Here is a 15,409-nt window from a genome sequence, read left to right as displayed (position 1 = left end):
GTTCAGCCCTCCTCTGCCACTTGGTCCTCGCGGGACGGGTTGATATCCATCGGATAGGGGCTTGCCTCATCTCCGCTGCGATAGGCCATCTTGGAAATACTCTCCAACGCCAGCATGACGGCCCCGACCACAGCCAGGAAGACGCCAGCGTCAAAGCCCATCGCGGTGGCCAATTCGAACTCTTCCAAGAGTGGCAGTTTGAAATAGCCAAAGTCGCTGGTCAGGAAGGGCCGATCCGCAAACCAGGCGCCAATCCCGGTAAAGGCCGCCAGCAAAACACCGGTGGCGATGATGCCATGATAGGGGTAGCGCTGACGATCTGCAGCCCATTCAAAGCCCGACGCCATATATTGCATGACCAGCGCGATTGCGGCGACCAGACCAGCAATAAACCCGCCACCTGGATCATTGTGCCCGCGCAGGAAGATATAGACCGCGACGGTCAGGGCGATGGGCATCAGAACCCGGGTGCCAATGACCATCATCATTGGGTGGGCATCGCCCGACAGCAAATGCGCGGGCTTGCGGTTCAGCAGCGTTTTGCGAACCGGGCTGTTTAGCAGGGCCTCGGTCACGGCGTAGATCACAATTGCGGCGATCCCCAGCACGATGATTTCGCCAAAGGTGTCATATCCCCTGAAATCCACCAGGATCACGTTGACGACGTTGTCGCCACCACCGCCTTTGTAAGAGTTGGTCAGGTGAAATGCTGATATGGTGTCCGCCGCGAAATCACGCATCATCAAGATGTAAATCAGACCACCCGTACCGATCCCGGCAATGACAGAAACGATCACGTCACGAACCCGGCTGGAACCACTGCTGTCCACGGGTGAGCTTTCGGGCAGGAAATTCAGGGCGAGAAGCAGCAGGATAATAGTGACCACCTCAACCGACAATTGGGTCAGGGCCAGATCGGGGGCTGACAGATGGTTGAAAGAGATCGACACGATCAGGCCGATCACCCCCATCAGAACAAGCGCCAAAAGGCGATTGCGGTGGAACCACAACAATCCCAATGTCGCCACCGACAGCAATATCCACCCGACATAGGCAATCGGCGCTACCGCGCTGAGGGTGCGGGTGGGTTCGCCCAATGTGCCACTGGAATAAGCGTGCCAGCTAAGCACGGTCACAGTGACGACGAAGATGATCGCGTATCGGGAAATCGCGCCATTGTGCAGATCATCGGTAAAGCGGTTGCACAGGCGGGTGACGATACTGATCACGGCATCGAATATTTGTTTGGCCTCTGGTCGTGGGGCGGCGTCCCACACCGTTGCAAGGCTGCGTTGCATCGAAAGCAATATTGCGCCGCCAAAAACAGCGATGGCAGACATCATCAGGGCAGGTGTGACCCCATGCCAGATTTTCAGATGGGCGTGCGGGTCTTTGCCAATCACGGCGGTGGACACGACATTGACGAAGTTTTCTACAATAACGGGGTAGACGCCGATGATGATCACGATGACCGCTAGAAGTGCCGGACCCGCCCACATGCCAAAACCGGGATCATGCGGTTTTGAAGGATAATCATCGCGCACCGGCCCCAAGAAGACGTGAACGATATAGCGGAACGAATAGGCCACTGACAGCAAAGCGCCCAGCGTCGCCAAGGCTGGAACCAGCCAGTGATTGCCTGCCCAGACGGTGTGGGAGGCCTCTTCCAGCATCATTTCCTTAGACAAGAACCCGTTCAGGAACGGAATGCCCGCCATGGATAATGCGGTAATCGTGGCAATGGTAAAGGTGATGGGCATCAAGGTGCGCAACCCGCCCAACCGGCGCGCATCGCGGGTGTGAACCTCGTGATCGACAATGCCGGCGGTCATAAAGAGCGCGGCCTTGAAGCTCGCATGGTTGATGATGTGAAACACCGCAGCGATGGCTGCGGCCTTTGTCCCAAAACCCAGAAGCATGGTGATCAGGCCCAGATGGCTGACCGTGGAAAAGGCCAAAAGCGCCTTCAGATCATCCTTAAAGAGCGCGATTGAGGCCCCCAGAACCATGGTTATGAGACCTGCGGTTGAGACGATATAGAACCATTCAGGCGTGCCAGACAGAACCGGCCACATGCGCGCCATCAGGAACAGCCCGGCCTTTACCATCGTGGCGGAATGCAGATAGGCCGATACCGGCGTCGGGGCGGCCATGGCATGCGGCAGCCAGAAGTGGAACGGGAACTGCGCGGATTTGGTGAAGCAGCCGCCAAGGATCAACAGCAAGGCCGGGAAATAGAGGGGATCGGCCTGGATCGCCTCTTTCTGCGTCAGGATCACGGTCAGGTCATAACTGCCGGCGATATTGCCCAGGATCAGCATGCCACCGATCATTGCTAGACCGCCCATGCCAGTGACGGTCAATGCCATGCGGGCGCCCTGGCGCCCCTCTGGCAGGTGTTTCCAATATCCGATGAGTAGGAATGAAGAGAGGGAGGTCAGTTCCCAAAACACCAGCAATAGCAGGATATTATCGGATAGAACGATCCCAACCATCGCGCCCTGAAACAGCAGCAGATAGGTATAGAACTGCCCCATGGGATCATCGCGGGTCAGATAAAATCGCGCATAGATGATGATCAGCAGGCCAATGCCCAGGATCAACCCGGCAAAGAGAAGGCCCAGACCATCCAGAAAGAAATTCGCATTCAGCCCGAGCGATGGCACCCATTCAATACGCGCGGTCAAAACCTCGCCGCGCATTACGGCGGGGGCATTGATTAACAACCCCAGCAAGGCCATGGCTGTAAAGGCGGCCGTCATGGTGGCGCAAGCGTTTCGGCCCGCCCGGATCATGAGGCCCGGAATCAGTGCTCCTGCAAATGGCAGGATAACGATTAAAAATAACGACACTCGTTTTCCCTGTTACGCGTATTTTATGTTTAAGGCAGTTTTACAGATATACGCGTGGGCTTCAAACAAAAGGCGACGGTTCACCCGATATAAGCGTCAAGAACCGGGTATCATCCTTTGCGATCGCTTAGAAATACCGTGCGAACCGTGTCTGCCAACCATTCTGGATTGATCGGTCGGGACTGAGTTTCCAGCGCTGCGTCGGCCTGTTCGTCGGTTACCGTACCACCACGGCGCACCCCCATCAGGGCCTGAAAGTAATCGCTTTTAAATTCTGGATGCCCCTGAACCGTGATGGCAAACCCCGGATACCAGAGCGCCGAGATCGGACAGAATTCGGTGGAAGAAATGACCTGCGCGCCGAGCGGGGCGGTTTCGACCTGATCCTGATGATAGGCCTGAATGTCCAAGCTGGGTTCGGCATGACCCAGTTCCTCTGGCCAGTTTTGGGCGGGATAGCTGGTGACGCCAAGCCCCCAGCCTTTGTCTGATTTGCCGACAACACCACCCAGGGCCTGGGCAATCAGCTGGTGGCCAAAACAAATCCCGACCATGGGGCGACCGGACGAATGGCAAGCCCGGACGAAATCCTCTATCGGGGGGATCCACGGATGATCCTCGTACACGCCGAAACGCGATCCGGTGATGACCCAAAGGTCGCATTCGGCGGGGGATGCGGGTAATTCGCCATCCAGCGCTGCGAAAAACTTAAAATCAGCCTCAACGGGTGACAACCAATCGGCAACCATGGTTGGATAGTCGGGGTATTCGTTTGACAGGCTCTCTGGGGGTCTGCCAGTTTCAAGCACGCCGATGAATCTTCTTTGCTCTGACATATTACGAACCAGTTTTGTCTTTCAGGTTATATAGGGCATAAGCTGGGCGCAGAACATGGCGTCTGAACCGCCCAAGTTCAAATTTTCGCGGTGTGGCCCGTATGAAGTCGGGACAAGGGCGACCGTTTTGCCGACCCAATGCCTGTTCAGCCATCATCCGACCGGCATAGGTTCCCATCGCCACGCCATTGCCATGAAACCCAAAGGCGCCCCACGCGTTTTTCAGGTTGCCCAATGGACCCGTAAAAGGCGTGAGCGAGCGGTTGAAACACAGTAAGCCTGACCAGAAATGCGGGGTTTCTACATGGCGCCACGCCGGAAACATCCGGTCGAAATCATGTCGGGCCTGCGCCCGCATGGCGCGCTGCGATTGTTCTGTCGTTTTCAACGCACCGCGTAGTCCAAACAACATGCGCCTATCAGGCATCAGGCGGAAATAATGCAACAGGTTGCGGGTGTCGCAACACATCTGGGCAGAGGTGTAACCCTGATCCGCCAGTTCGCCCTCTGTCAGTGGTCGGGTTAGCAGGATATTGGATTGAACAGGCAGGTAGCGACCTGACATCCAACGCGGCAAATCATCCGAACTGTATCCATTGGTTGCCAGTAGAAAGTTTTTGGCGGTTATGTTGGCATTGGGGGTTTGCAGTTGCCACATCTGGCCGTCGTGCCCGGCGGATTGGACCGGGGATTGCGCGTATATCCTCACCCCCAGCTCGCGGGCGGCCCGTGCCAGGCCCAGAACATATTTGATTGGGTTTAACGCGAAACCGATCGGGATTGTCATGGCGCCGTGAAATTCGAGACCGGCCAGTCCATGATCCGAAAGTGCATCCTTTGGCAACACAGATGCAGAAAGCCCGTAATCATGGGTGAAGGCATCTGCCTCTTCCTGCAATCCGGCAAGGTCTGTTGGGCGATGCGCCAAAGTTGTTTCGCCGTCTGAATGTCGATCCGCATCGATTTGAAATTCTGACAGGTTGTCGGCCACCTGATCGATGGCGGCGCGTTGGGCCTTGCGATAGATTGCGATCTCATCTGGCCCGTGTTGGCGAAGCAGGCCTTGACGGCTGCGCTTGTCACCGCCATGGCAGGCAAAGCCGCCGTTGCGCCCGGAGGCGCCCCAACCGACAGACTTGGCATCGAAAATACAGACGTCCGCGCCGTTCTGCGCCAGCTCTATCGCCGCGTTCAGCCCGGTATACCCCGCGCCAATAACGGCAAAATCGCAAGACAGTGAACCTGTGGCCACGGGATCGTCCGGCAGATCGCCAACGGTTGTCTGCCAGAAGTTTTCGGCATTCGGCTCATCACCATAGGCATAGGGTTCATAAATACGTTTCATGGCTCATAGTCGGGAAAGATAGGCACTGTATTCTATCGGGCTGATAACAGTGGTCAATTCGGAAATCTCATTCCGGCGTACGGCGACGTAGAGATCGCGAAACGACGGCCCAAAAATCTCTTCAGTTATCGCGGCCTTTTCAAAGCGATCGACGGCATAGATCCAGTCATGGCTAAGAGTTTCAGGCGCCTCATAGGCCGGATCATCCAGCGGGGCGGGGGGCATGAGCGCTTTTTTCAACCCGTGATGCATGCCGCCCAGGATGGCGGCGAGTGCCAGATACGGGTTCACGTCAGCGCCGCAGATACGATGTTCCAGACGCGCACCGGGTCCGTGGGTTTCTGGCAATCTGACAGATGCAGAGCGGTTGTCAAAGCCCCAATCCGGGGTGGTCGGCGCAAAGCTCATCGGCTGAAAGCGACGATAGGAATTCAGATGCGGTGCAAAGATCGCCTGCAGGTCATGCATCGTCGTGAGCGTTCCTGCAACGGCGGATTTCAAACGATCTGACACGTCCTCGTCATCCTGCGCGGCAAAGATATTTTTCCCGTTTTCATTCACCAAAGAGGCATGGACATGCATACCGTTGCCGGGGTGTTCGGCATAGGGTTTGGCCATGAATGTGGCCTCATACCCATGGCTGTCGACCACATGGCGAACCAGACGTCGGAACATTAGTGCGGTATCGGCGGCGTCCAGAACATCTGAAGTGTGGTTAAAATTGACCTCGAACTGACCGGGGCCGTATTCAGCGATCAGCGTATCAGTTGCCAGGCCCAGATCATCAGCGGCAGATAGGATGTCTGTCAGAATGTCGCCTTTGCGCGACAGGACTTCCAGATCATAGTTCTGCGCCTCTGGCAGGCGATCAGGTGGCTCTGGCGCGTCGCTGGAATCCTCTCTTTTCTTGATGATGTAGAATTCCAACTCGGTCGCGACGATCGGGTAAAGACCGTCAGCCGCCATCCGATCCACAACCTTTTTCAGCACCTGTCTGGTGGACAGATCGCTGATGACGTCGTCCTCATCGGTCATTTCGACCATGACTTGGGCAATGTTACCCTCTGCCCAGGGTTCTCGCCGCAGGGTGGAGGCGACGGGCACCATATAGCCATCAGGATCACCAACGATGATACCCAGACCGGTTTCTTCGACCTCCCAGCCCAGAATGTTGGGGGCATAGGTGGACATGGGCAGGCGGACATCGCCGGATACCAGTTTGTCGACCTCTTCGCCCGGCAACCATTTGCCGCGCAAAACGGCGTTCAGGTCACACAGCATCAGTTCGATACGCTCTGGCGCGCCATGCGTTTTACAATAATCGGCCCAGGCCGTTTTAAATTTTGTCATGTTTGTTCTGCTCGCCGCTCTTCGCGTTCTCTTTGCACCATCGCCCGTTTGGACAGGAGCGATGCAGAAATGACGCCGGTTGATACGATGGCGATTAATATAGTGGATAGAGCATTGATCTCGGGGCTGACGCCCAGTCGGACCGAGCTCCAGATTTTGATCGGTAGGGTGGTCGAGGACGGGCCTGCCGCAAAGGATGCAATGACCAGATCGTCAAGCGAAAGGGTGAAGGCCAAGAGCCAGCCAGAAATCACCGCGGGGGCAATCACTGGCAGGGTTACGCTTTTGAACGCATCAAAAGGTGTGCAGCCAAGATCCAGCGCGGCCTCTTCCAAGGATTGATCAAAGCTGGAAAGGCGTGACGAGACCACGACCGAAACATAGCACATCGAAAATGTGGTATGCGCAAGAACGATGGTGAATACGCCGCGATCCAGCCCGATGGCGATGAATAGGAGGAGCAAGGATAGGCCTGTGATCACCTCTGGCATCACCAGTGGTGCATAGATCATGCCGGAAAAGAGCGTCCGCCCCGGGAAGCGACCCGCGCGCACCAGAACCTGCGCGGCCATCGTGCCCAGAACTGTGGCAATGGTGGAGGACACCACCGCAACCTTTAGCGTGACCCAAGCGGCGCTGAGAAATGCCTCATTCCTGAAAATTTCGCCATACCATTTGGTCGAAAATCCGGCCCAAACCGTCACCAGCTTTGACTCGTTAAAGCTGTAGACGATCAGGATCAGCATCGGCAGATACAGGAATGCCATGCCAAGTGTCAGGGACGTGGCATTGAACCAGCTGAAACGTTTCATTGCTCTGCCTCCCTTTGTTTTTGTTCGTTGCGTTGGAACAGGACAATCGGGATGACAAGGATCATCAGCAGAACGATCGCAACGGCAGAGGCCACCGGCCAATCGCGGTTGCGGAAAAACTCATCCCACAGAACCTTGCCGATCATCAGCGTGTCTGATCCGCCCAACAGCGCCGGAATGACGAATTCGCCGATCACCGGAATAAATACGAGAAAACACCCGGCGATGATGCCGGCCTTGGATAGCGGCACGGTCACCAGCCAGAAGGCGGAAAAGCGCGAACAGCCCAGATCCTCTGCGGCCTCGATTAAGGAGGCGTCCATTTTTTCCAGCGATGCGTAGATCGGCAGGATCATGAACGGCAGATAGGTGTAAACAATGCCGATATAGACTGCGGTATTTGTGTTCATGATGATCAACGGGTCAGAGATAATACCGGTCCACATCAGGAACTGGTTAAGCACCCCTTCGGTGCTAAGAATCCCCATCCATGCATAAACCCGGATCAGAAAGCTCGTCCAGAAGGGCAGGATCACCAGCATCATCAAGGTTGGGCGCCATTCAGGTGCGGCCCGCGACATGGCGTAGGCAATCGGATAACCCACCAGCAAAGTCAGGACTGTCGAGGTGAACGCTATCCTCAGAGAGGACAAATATGCCTTCCAATACAGATCATCGGTGGTCAGGAAGACGAAATTTTCAAAATCAAGCTCAGAGAAAAACGTCTGAATCGCGGCCCAACCCCCTGAAATATCCAGCGTTGGTGTATAGGGCGGGCGGGCGATGGCCAGATCAGAGAGGCTGATCTTGAAGACGATCCCAAACGGGATCAGAAACAGGGCCAGAAGCCACAGATATGGGGCCAAAATGACGAAGGCGCGGCGTAGGTTCATGACACTATCCTCATGCTGGCAACACGATACCGGCGGTATCGGACCAGGATAGCCAGACGGTGTCATCCCAAGTGAAGCTGCGACGTGAAATGCGCCGTGTATTGGCGGTTTGGGCCTTCACAACATGCCCGGTCGGCAGCTCAACGTGATAGGTGGACATATTGCCCAGATAGGCGATGTCCAGCACCTTGCCCTGCACGATGTTTCGCAGGCCTTCGGGGCGTTCTGCGGCAATCGCGATCTTTTCCGGTCGGATGGCCAAGGCGCAGCCCTGACCCTGTGATATCGGCGTGGTTGAGGGCGCGGTCAGCGGTGGCTGCCCCTCGGCCCAGTCGACCTGTGTTTCGGTATCGGATGTGGCGCTAACGGTGCCCTGTATGATATTCACGTCGCCAATAAAATCAGCCACATAGATAGAATTAGGCGTTTCGTAAATCTTGTCAGCTGTATCCACCTGAACCAGTTGTCCATGATCCATCACGGCGATGCGGCTGGCGACGGTCATCGCCTCTTCCTGATCATGGGTGACGATCACAAAGGTGGTGCCGGTCTTTTCCTGAATGTCCATCAGTTCAAACTGCGTGTCCTGGCGCAGCTTTTTGTCCAGCGCGCCCAATGGTTCATCAAGCAGCAACAATTTCGGTGCTTTCGCCAAGGATCGTGCCAGCGCCACACGCTGCCGTTGGCCACCAGATATCTGATGTGGTTTGCGACGGGCGAATTTTTCCAACCGGGTCAAGCGCAGCATCTCCTCAACCCGTTCGGGGATCTGCTCTTTTGGCATAGCGGACCGTTTCAGGCCGAAGGCGATATTGTCCCAGATCGAAAGATGCGGAAACAGCGCATAGGATTGGAACATCATGTTCACTTCGCGCTTGTTTGGCGGGATCGGGGCGATGTTTTGGCCATCCAGTTCGATCACACCCTCGGTGGGAGTTTCAAACCCAGCGAGCATCCGCATCAATGTGGTTTTGCCGCAACCGGACGGGCCAAGAAGGGCGAAAAACTCTCGCTCATAAATGTTCAGGCTGATCGCATCGATTGCGACAAAGTTGCCGAATTTCTTGGTAACATTATCAAATCGGATCAGTGGTTTGGCCGCGGGATCAGTCCACGGAGTAAAATCACCAGTTTTAGCGTTGTCAGCCATGATGTTTTCCATTTGAAAAAGACCGCCCGGCGACGTGCCGGGCGGGATGTGCTTTGTGTCTGAAAATCAGACGCCGGATTTAACCTTGGTCCACATGCGCGTAAGGGCGCGCTGAACTTTGGCAGGGTATGGATCAACGGTGTACAGATTTTCCATTGTTGCATCGTCCGGATAGATGGCCGGATCACCGATTACGTCTTCTTCCAGGAATTCCTGCGATGCCAGGTTACCATTGGCGAAATATACGTAGTTCGACGCTGCTGCCATGTTTTCGGCATCTAGAATGAAATCCAGGAACGCATGTGCGCCCTCGGGATTGGGGGCGTCGACTGGAATGGCCATCATGTCAAACCACATCAGCGCGCCCTCTTTGGGCGAGTTATAGGCAATTTCGACGCCATTTTCCGCTTCATCAGCGCGGTCGCGGGCCTGCAGAACGTCGCCGGACCAGCCGACAGCCACGCAGATATCCCCATTGGCCAGAGCGTTGATGTACTCAGAGCTGTGGAATTTCTTGATATAGGGGCGAACGGCCAACAAAGGCTCTTCGGCCATTGCGATGACGTCGGGATCATGCGAATTCGGATCTTCGCCAAGATAGGCGAGGGTTGCCGGGATGATCTCTGTCGGAGCGTCCAGGAAATAGACACCGCAATCAGCCAGTTTTTCCATATTGGCGGGGTTCAGAACCAGATCAAGGGAATCGATCGGGGCATCTTCGCCCAGAATTTCCGTAACCTTGCCAACATTCACGCCCAACCCAGTGGTGCCCCACATATAGTTGATGGCATGTGCGTTACCTTCGTCATAGCTGGCGGTGCGATCCTTGATCAGTTCCCAAAGATTGCCAGAGTTTGCCAGTTTGGAATAATCCAAAGGTTGGAATGCGCCGGCCATGATCTGACGCTGCAAAAAGTCTGCGGTCGGAACTACGACATCATAGCCAGAGCTGCCAGCCAGCATTTTTGTTTCCAGAACTTCATTGGAATCGAACACGTCGTAAATCAGATCATAGCCGGTTTCCTGCTCGAACTTTTCCAGCAGGTCCTCGTCAATGTAATCTGACCAGTTATAGACGCGTACTTCTTCCGCCATTGCGACCGATGCCGTGAGCGCGGCAATCAGTGTCAGCGGTGTCACCGTTTTCAACATTTATATTCTCCCTGATTGTCAAGATGAGTGGTCTTGATGCATTATTTGATCAAATTATTTGATTCGGCACAAGCCCATCTGTAATATCCACGCTAACCCTGTGAAATCAGGCTGCCAATTAAACATCAAACGGGACATACACGCGCATGAACCAGACAGAGTTGAACAAGGTTCCGGAACATCAGCGAATCTATCAGCGCATTCATGATGCTATCCTGTTTGGGGAACTGGTTCCGGGGCAGGCGGTCACGATTCAAGGATTGTCAAAAATGGTCGGGGCAGGGGCCACGCCAATTCGCGAAGCGATGCGCCGACTAACGGCAGAAGGGGCGCTGCAAGCCCTGGGAAATCGTCGGATCGTCGTGCCACATGTGTCGAAAAATCAGCTGTCAGAGCTGCGTTTTGCCCGCAATGCGATCGAACCTGAACTGGCGGTGATTGCCCTTAATAATATAGATAAAAGCAAGCTAGAGGGCCTGATCCGAACGGATGAGGAGTTGAATAAGGCGATCGAAGTGGGGTCTGTTGAGCAGTATTTATACTATAATTACAAGTTTCACTTTCAGCTCTATCAATCCGCGAACGCAGAGATTCTGACAGGGCTTGCGCGCGCGCTCTGGTTGCGTGTGGGGCCGTCATTGCGTGTGGTGTGTGGGCGTTATGGTACGGCGAATTTGCCTGATATGCATGATCAGGCCATCCAGGCAATTCGCGACGGAGACCAGGTTGCCCTTAGGTCATCCATCATCGAAGATATCAATCAGGGGATGGATCAGATAGCCAGATCGCTCGGATAGAATGATCTGGAATTGACTGTCTGGCAATCCTCGGTCATAATTTGATCAAATTATTAGAGGTGCGTGATTCTGCGCCGCAATTTGCCAACCAAAGGTAGGTGTCCTGTGTCTGCTCATGTCTCAAACGATTGGGTTTCTAATCTTCCTGAAGCCTTCGCCCGTTATCTGAATGGTCGACGGCTGGAAGAAGTTGAATGCATCATTCCCGATTTTGTCGGCATGTCACGCGGGAAGGCGATGCCATCCTACAAGTTTGACCCTAGCCAGACATTTTTCCTGCCAGTCTCGCTGTTCTATCAGACGATCTCTGGCGAATATGTAGATATGAACATACCCGATCAGTGGTTGGAACAGGATATCGTTCTGCGCCCTGATATGTCGACGGCGACGGCTGTGCCGTGGGCAGAGGATGCCACCGTCCAGATCATCAACGATCTGGAAAGCCGCGATGGTCAGCCGTTGGGTTTGGCACCACGAAATGTTCTGAAACGGGTGCTGCAACTGTACAAGGATCGTGGCTGGACCCCTGTTGTGGCCCCGGAACTGGAATTTTATCTGACCAAGCCAAATATTGATCCTAACGAGGCGATTGAGCCGCCCCTGGGCCGAACCGGACGCAAGGGCGCCAGCCGTCAGGCCTATTCCATGGTTGCAGTGGATGAATTCGGCGAAGTCATCGATGCGATTTATGATTTTGCCGAGGATCAGGGTTTCAAAATCGATACCGTCATTCAAGAAGGCGGGGCCGGGCAGATCGAGATTAACCTGCAACATGGCGATCCGTTGGCTTTGGCCGATCAGGTGTTCTACTTCAAGCGCACCATTCGTGAAGCTGCGTTGAAGAAGGGCGTGTTTGCGACCTTTATGTCCAAGCCAATCCGCGACGAGCCCGGCAGCGCCATGCATATTCACCAAAGTGTGGTGGATCAAAAAACCGGGCAGAACATCTTTTCCAATCCGGATGGATCGGCAACGGATAAGTTTTACCAATTCCTCGGCGGATCGCAGAAATATCTGATGTCGGTCATGCCCTTGCTTGCGCCTTACGTAAACTCTTATCGCCGGTTTGCCGCCGAAGGTATGAGCGCGCCCAGCAATCTGGAGTGGGGGGCCGACAACCGGACGACAGGCCTGCGCGTTCCGATCTCTGGCCCTGATGCGCGACGTGTCGAGAACCGGGTACTGGGAAGCGATACTAACCCCTATCTGTCAATTGCTGCAAGTTTGGCAGCCGGATATCTGGGCATGGTCAATGAGGTAGAGGCGCGCTCGCGCGCTGATCACGTGATTACCAGCGATGTGATCAGTGATAGCGATTGTCTGCCCTTCAGCATGCGAGAAGCATTAGATCTGTTCGATGAAAGTGCAGAGATCAAAGAGGTGCTGGGCGCCTATTTCTGCCAAGTCTATTCCGACATCAAATGGGCGGAACTTGAAGAATACCAGCGAGAAATCTCGCCTTGGGAACGTCAACATCTGTTGCTGAACGCCTGATAATAGGCGGCAGAGGAGAGCGAAAATGAGCATTATCACAAATCACCCACCCAAAGCGCAACTGCAGGCCATGGACGCCGCACATCATCTGCATCCGTTCACGGATGGCGATGAGATAAATGCACAAGGCGCCCGCATCATCACCAGCGCCAAGGGCGTGACATTGCGCGATATCGACGGAAATGAAATCCTCGACGGCATGGCCGGCCTGTGGTGTGTCAACATCGGCTATGGCCGGAACGAGTTGGCCGATGTTGCCCATCGTCAGATGCTGGAATTGCCGTATTACAATACCTTTTTCAAAACCAGCCACGTTCCGGCGATCGGCCTGTCGGCGAAATTGGCAGAACTGGCGCCAGAAGGCATCAACCACACGTTCTTTGCCGGATCTGGGTCAGAGGCGAATGATACAAATATTCGTCTGGTGCGTCACTATTGGGCCGCCAAAGGCAAGCCGGGCAAAAACATCATTATTGGCCGTAAAAACGGATATCACGGATCGACCGTGGGTGGCGCGAGCCTGGGTGGGATGTCCCCCATGCATGAACAAGGCGGTCTGCCGATTGCCGATATCGTCCATATTGGCCAGCCGAACTGGTATGCCGAAGGTGGCGACCAGAGCCCTGAGGAGTTCGGTCTGGAGCGTGCGCGCCAGCTGGAAGCCAAAATTGCTGAGCTGGGCGAGGACCGCGTTGCCGCCTTTATCGCCGAGCCGGTGCAAGGTGCCGGTGGTGTGATCATTCCCCCGGAAACCTATTGGCCCGAGATTCAGCGCATCTGTGACGAACACGAAATTCTGTTGATCGTGGACGAGGTGATCTGCGGATTTGGCCGGACAGGGAACTGGTGGGGTTCGGATACATTCAATATCCGTCCGGACATTATGACCATCGCAAAGGGGCTCAGTTCTGGCTATGCACCAATTGGCGGTTCGATGGTCAGTGATGAGGTGGCCTCTGTTCTGAACGCTGCGGGTGATTTCAACCACGGTTATACCTATAGCGGCCATCCGGTTGCAGCGGCTGTTGCGCTGGAAAATCTGCGCATTCTGGAAGAAGAGAAAATCGTGGACTATGCCCGCGATGTGGCTGCCCCGCATCTGGAAAAACGCTGGGCAGAACTGGCGGATCACCCCCTAGTTGGGGAAGCGCGTGCCATGGGCATGTTTGCCGGGCTTCAGATGACACCGGACAAAGCCGCCCGCGCCGAATTTGCTGGGGAGGCAGGGCAGGTAGGTCTGATCTGTCGCGAGCACTGCTTTAACAGCAACCTGGTGATGCGTCATGTGGGGGACCGTATGATTATTTCTCCGCCGTTGGTGATCACCACCGAAGAGATTGATCTGCTGGTCGAGCGCGCATGGAAAGCGTTAGATCTGACGCATGCATCCATTCGCAAAGATGGGTTGTTGAAAGCGGCCTGATTATGGATTTGTTAACTGCGAATGACCGGCCGGGTGAATATCCGGCCTCCTACTATGCGGCTGTTGCTGATCTGCCTGCCCCGTTGGCGCGGGCAGAGGGGCAGCTTTGCTGTGATGTGTGTATTGTTGGGGGTGGCTTTACCGGTCTGTCAGCAGCCATTCACCTGGCGCGGCGTGGATATGACGTAATCGTGCTGGAGGCGCAGCGCGTCGGGTTTGGGGCCTCTGGTCGAAACGGCGGGCAGGTCGGTACGGGGCAGCGTCTGGACCAGGAGGCGTTAGAGGCTCTCGTGGGTCGTGAAACTGCGGTTGAGCTGTGGCAACTGGGTTTGGAATCTGTCGATCTGGTGCGCGAACTCGCAGCCGATCCCGAGGTGAATGTTCCGTTTCATTCCGGGGTCGTACATGCCGATCATCGGAAGCGTTTCGTGCCCCATAGTCTGGCCTATGCAGAAAAACTGCAAAAGGATTATGGCTATGACAAGATCACCGGGTTGGATGAAAGCGCGGTGCGCAAGTTGGTCTCTTCTGATGCGTATTTCGGCGGCACACTGGACATGGGGTCAGGCCACCTGAATCCGCTGGATTATGCACTGGGTCTGGCGCGGCTGGCACGATCTGTCGGAGTGCGGATTTTTGAGCAATCCCGGGTAACCGATATCGATATGGGCGACACGGTTTATCTGACCACGGATGGGTCCAAAGTTTCGGCAAAACATACCGTGCTTGCCTGCAATGGATACATTGGCGACTTGAACAAGCGTGTTTCCAAAAAAGTAATGCCGATCAACAACTTCATCGCCGCAACTGAAGTGTTAAAAGATGATGTTCGAGAGGCGTTGATTTCAAACAACTATGCGGTCGCGGATTCAAAGTTCGTGATCAATTACTTTCGGTTTTCTGATGACGGTCGATTGCTGTTTGGCGGATCGGAAAGCTATGGCTATCGTTTCCCAAAAGATATTGGGGCAAAGGTGCGCAAGCCGATGCTGGAAATCTTTCCCCAACTTGCAGATGTGAAATTTGAACAGGCCTGGGGGGGGACGTTGGGGATTACCATGAACCGGTTGCCCTATTTCGAACGGTTGCGCGGCAATGTTCTGACGTTAGGTGGATATTCCGGCCACGGTGTGGCAATGGCGACACTGGGTGGAAAACTGGCGGCTGAAGCGATTGTCGGACAGGCAGAGCGTTTTGACTTGATGGCATCGGTTCCCACGCGTGGGTTCCCGGGGGGGACAGCCCTGCGTTCCCCGTTGCTGGTGTTGGCAATGATCTGGTTTTCGTTGCGCGACAGGCTTTGAG

The 15,409-nt window shown here is 55.0% G+C and carries 12 protein-coding genes; 4 read left to right on the top strand and 8 right to left on the bottom strand.

The annotated features are described in order from the left end of the window. Window positions 1-2 precede the first annotated feature (2 nt). The 8 genes from AC2D8P_RS02065 to AC2D8P_RS02030 all read right to left on the bottom strand — a co-directional run bounded on the left by AC2D8P_RS02065 (window position 3) and on the right by AC2D8P_RS02030 (window position 10,390). Window positions 3-2,852: a monovalent cation/H+ antiporter subunit A gene (locus tag AC2D8P_RS02065; RefSeq protein WP_484700009.1), complete on the bottom strand. Its 2,850-nt coding sequence runs from the start codon at window positions 2,850-2,852 to the stop codon at window positions 3-5. A 110-nt stretch (window positions 2,853-2,962) separates the two neighbouring features. Further along, window positions 2,963-3,688, bottom strand: a complete 726-nt coding sequence (locus AC2D8P_RS02060; RefSeq protein WP_484700008.1) for a type 1 glutamine amidotransferase — start codon at window positions 3,686-3,688, stop codon at window positions 2,963-2,965. A 1-nt stretch (window position 3,689) separates the two neighbouring features. Next, a complete protein-coding gene (locus tag AC2D8P_RS02055) occupies window positions 3,690-5,033 on the bottom strand; it encodes an NAD(P)/FAD-dependent oxidoreductase (RefSeq protein WP_484700006.1) in 1,344 nt (447 codons plus the stop codon). Window positions 5,034-5,036: 3 nt separating this feature from the next. After that, the gene (locus tag AC2D8P_RS02050; protein ID WP_484700004.1) at window positions 5,037-6,383 is read right to left on the bottom strand and encodes a glutamine synthetase family protein; all 1,347 of its coding nucleotides are present in this window, start codon (window positions 6,381-6,383) and stop codon (window positions 5,037-5,039) included. Further along, complete coding sequence (locus AC2D8P_RS02045) at window positions 6,380-7,195, bottom strand: ABC transporter permease (RefSeq protein ID WP_484700002.1); 816 nt, start codon at window positions 7,193-7,195, stop codon at window positions 6,380-6,382. The genes AC2D8P_RS02050 and AC2D8P_RS02045 overlap by 4 nt, the downstream gene beginning before the upstream one ends. After that, window positions 7,192-8,088, bottom strand: a complete 897-nt coding sequence (locus AC2D8P_RS02040; protein ID WP_484700001.1) for an ABC transporter permease subunit — start codon at window positions 8,086-8,088, stop codon at window positions 7,192-7,194. The genes AC2D8P_RS02045 and AC2D8P_RS02040 overlap by 4 nt, the downstream gene beginning before the upstream one ends. Before the next feature lie 10 nt (window positions 8,089-8,098). Next, window positions 8,099-9,238, bottom strand: a complete 1,140-nt coding sequence (locus AC2D8P_RS02035; protein WP_484699999.1) for an ABC transporter ATP-binding protein — start codon at window positions 9,236-9,238, stop codon at window positions 8,099-8,101. A gap of 66 nt (window positions 9,239-9,304) precedes the next feature. After that, the gene (locus AC2D8P_RS02030) at window positions 9,305-10,390 is read right to left on the bottom strand and encodes a polyamine ABC transporter substrate-binding protein (RefSeq protein ID WP_484699997.1); all 1,086 of its coding nucleotides are present in this window, start codon (window positions 10,388-10,390) and stop codon (window positions 9,305-9,307) included. Between the two features lie 146 nt (window positions 10,391-10,536). Between AC2D8P_RS02030 and AC2D8P_RS02025 the strand changes: the two genes are divergently transcribed. The 4 genes from AC2D8P_RS02025 to AC2D8P_RS02010 all read left to right on the top strand — a co-directional run bounded on the left by AC2D8P_RS02025 (window position 10,537) and on the right by AC2D8P_RS02010 (window position 15,408). Beyond that, complete coding sequence (locus AC2D8P_RS02025) at window positions 10,537-11,187, top strand: GntR family transcriptional regulator (protein ID WP_484699996.1); 651 nt, start codon at window positions 10,537-10,539, stop codon at window positions 11,185-11,187. Window positions 11,188-11,292: 105 nt separating this feature from the next. After that, window positions 11,293-12,681, top strand: coding sequence for a glutamine synthetase family protein (locus AC2D8P_RS02020; protein WP_484699994.1), 1,389 nt, complete (start codon window positions 11,293-11,295; stop codon window positions 12,679-12,681). A gap of 25 nt (window positions 12,682-12,706) precedes the next feature. Continuing rightward, window positions 12,707-14,104: an aspartate aminotransferase family protein gene (locus AC2D8P_RS02015; protein ID WP_484699993.1), complete on the top strand. Its 1,398-nt coding sequence runs from the start codon at window positions 12,707-12,709 to the stop codon at window positions 14,102-14,104. Between the two features lie 2 nt (window positions 14,105-14,106). Beyond that, window positions 14,107-15,408: an NAD(P)/FAD-dependent oxidoreductase gene (locus AC2D8P_RS02010; protein ID WP_484699992.1), complete on the top strand. Its 1,302-nt coding sequence runs from the start codon at window positions 14,107-14,109 to the stop codon at window positions 15,406-15,408. The last annotated feature ends 1 nt before the right edge of the window (window position 15,409 follow it).

The sequence above is a fragment of the Roseovarius sp. YIN77 genome (assembly GCF_057219155.1).
This window is presented reverse-complemented; position numbering and strand designations above follow the sequence as displayed.

Coding starts and splice junctions, on each gene's coding strand:
- AC2D8P_RS02055 (WP_484700006.1), bottom strand. CDS start 5,033: ATGAAACGTATTTATGAACCCTATGCCTATGGTGATGAGCCGAATGCC.
- AC2D8P_RS02030 (WP_484699997.1), bottom strand. CDS start 10,390: ATGTTGAAAACGGTGACACCGCTGACACTGATTGCCGCGCTCACGGCA.
- AC2D8P_RS02010 (WP_484699992.1), top strand. CDS start 14,107: ATGGATTTGTTAACTGCGAATGACCGGCCGGGTGAATATCCGGCCTCC.
- AC2D8P_RS02035 (WP_484699999.1), bottom strand. CDS start 9,238: ATGGCTGACAACGCTAAAACTGGTGATTTTACTCCGTGGACTGATCCC.
- AC2D8P_RS02040 (WP_484700001.1), bottom strand. CDS start 8,088: ATGAACCTACGCCGCGCCTTCGTCATTTTGGCCCCATATCTGTGGCTT.
- AC2D8P_RS02060 (WP_484700008.1), bottom strand. CDS start 3,688: ATGTCAGAGCAAAGAAGATTCATCGGCGTGCTTGAAACTGGCAGACCC.
- AC2D8P_RS02050 (WP_484700004.1), bottom strand. CDS start 6,383: ATGACAAAATTTAAAACGGCCTGGGCCGATTATTGTAAAACGCATGGC.
- AC2D8P_RS02025 (WP_484699996.1), top strand. CDS start 10,537: ATGAACCAGACAGAGTTGAACAAGGTTCCGGAACATCAGCGAATCTAT.
- AC2D8P_RS02045 (WP_484700002.1), bottom strand. CDS start 7,195: ATGAAACGTTTCAGCTGGTTCAATGCCACGTCCCTGACACTTGGCATG.
- AC2D8P_RS02015 (WP_484699993.1), top strand. CDS start 12,707: ATGAGCATTATCACAAATCACCCACCCAAAGCGCAACTGCAGGCCATG.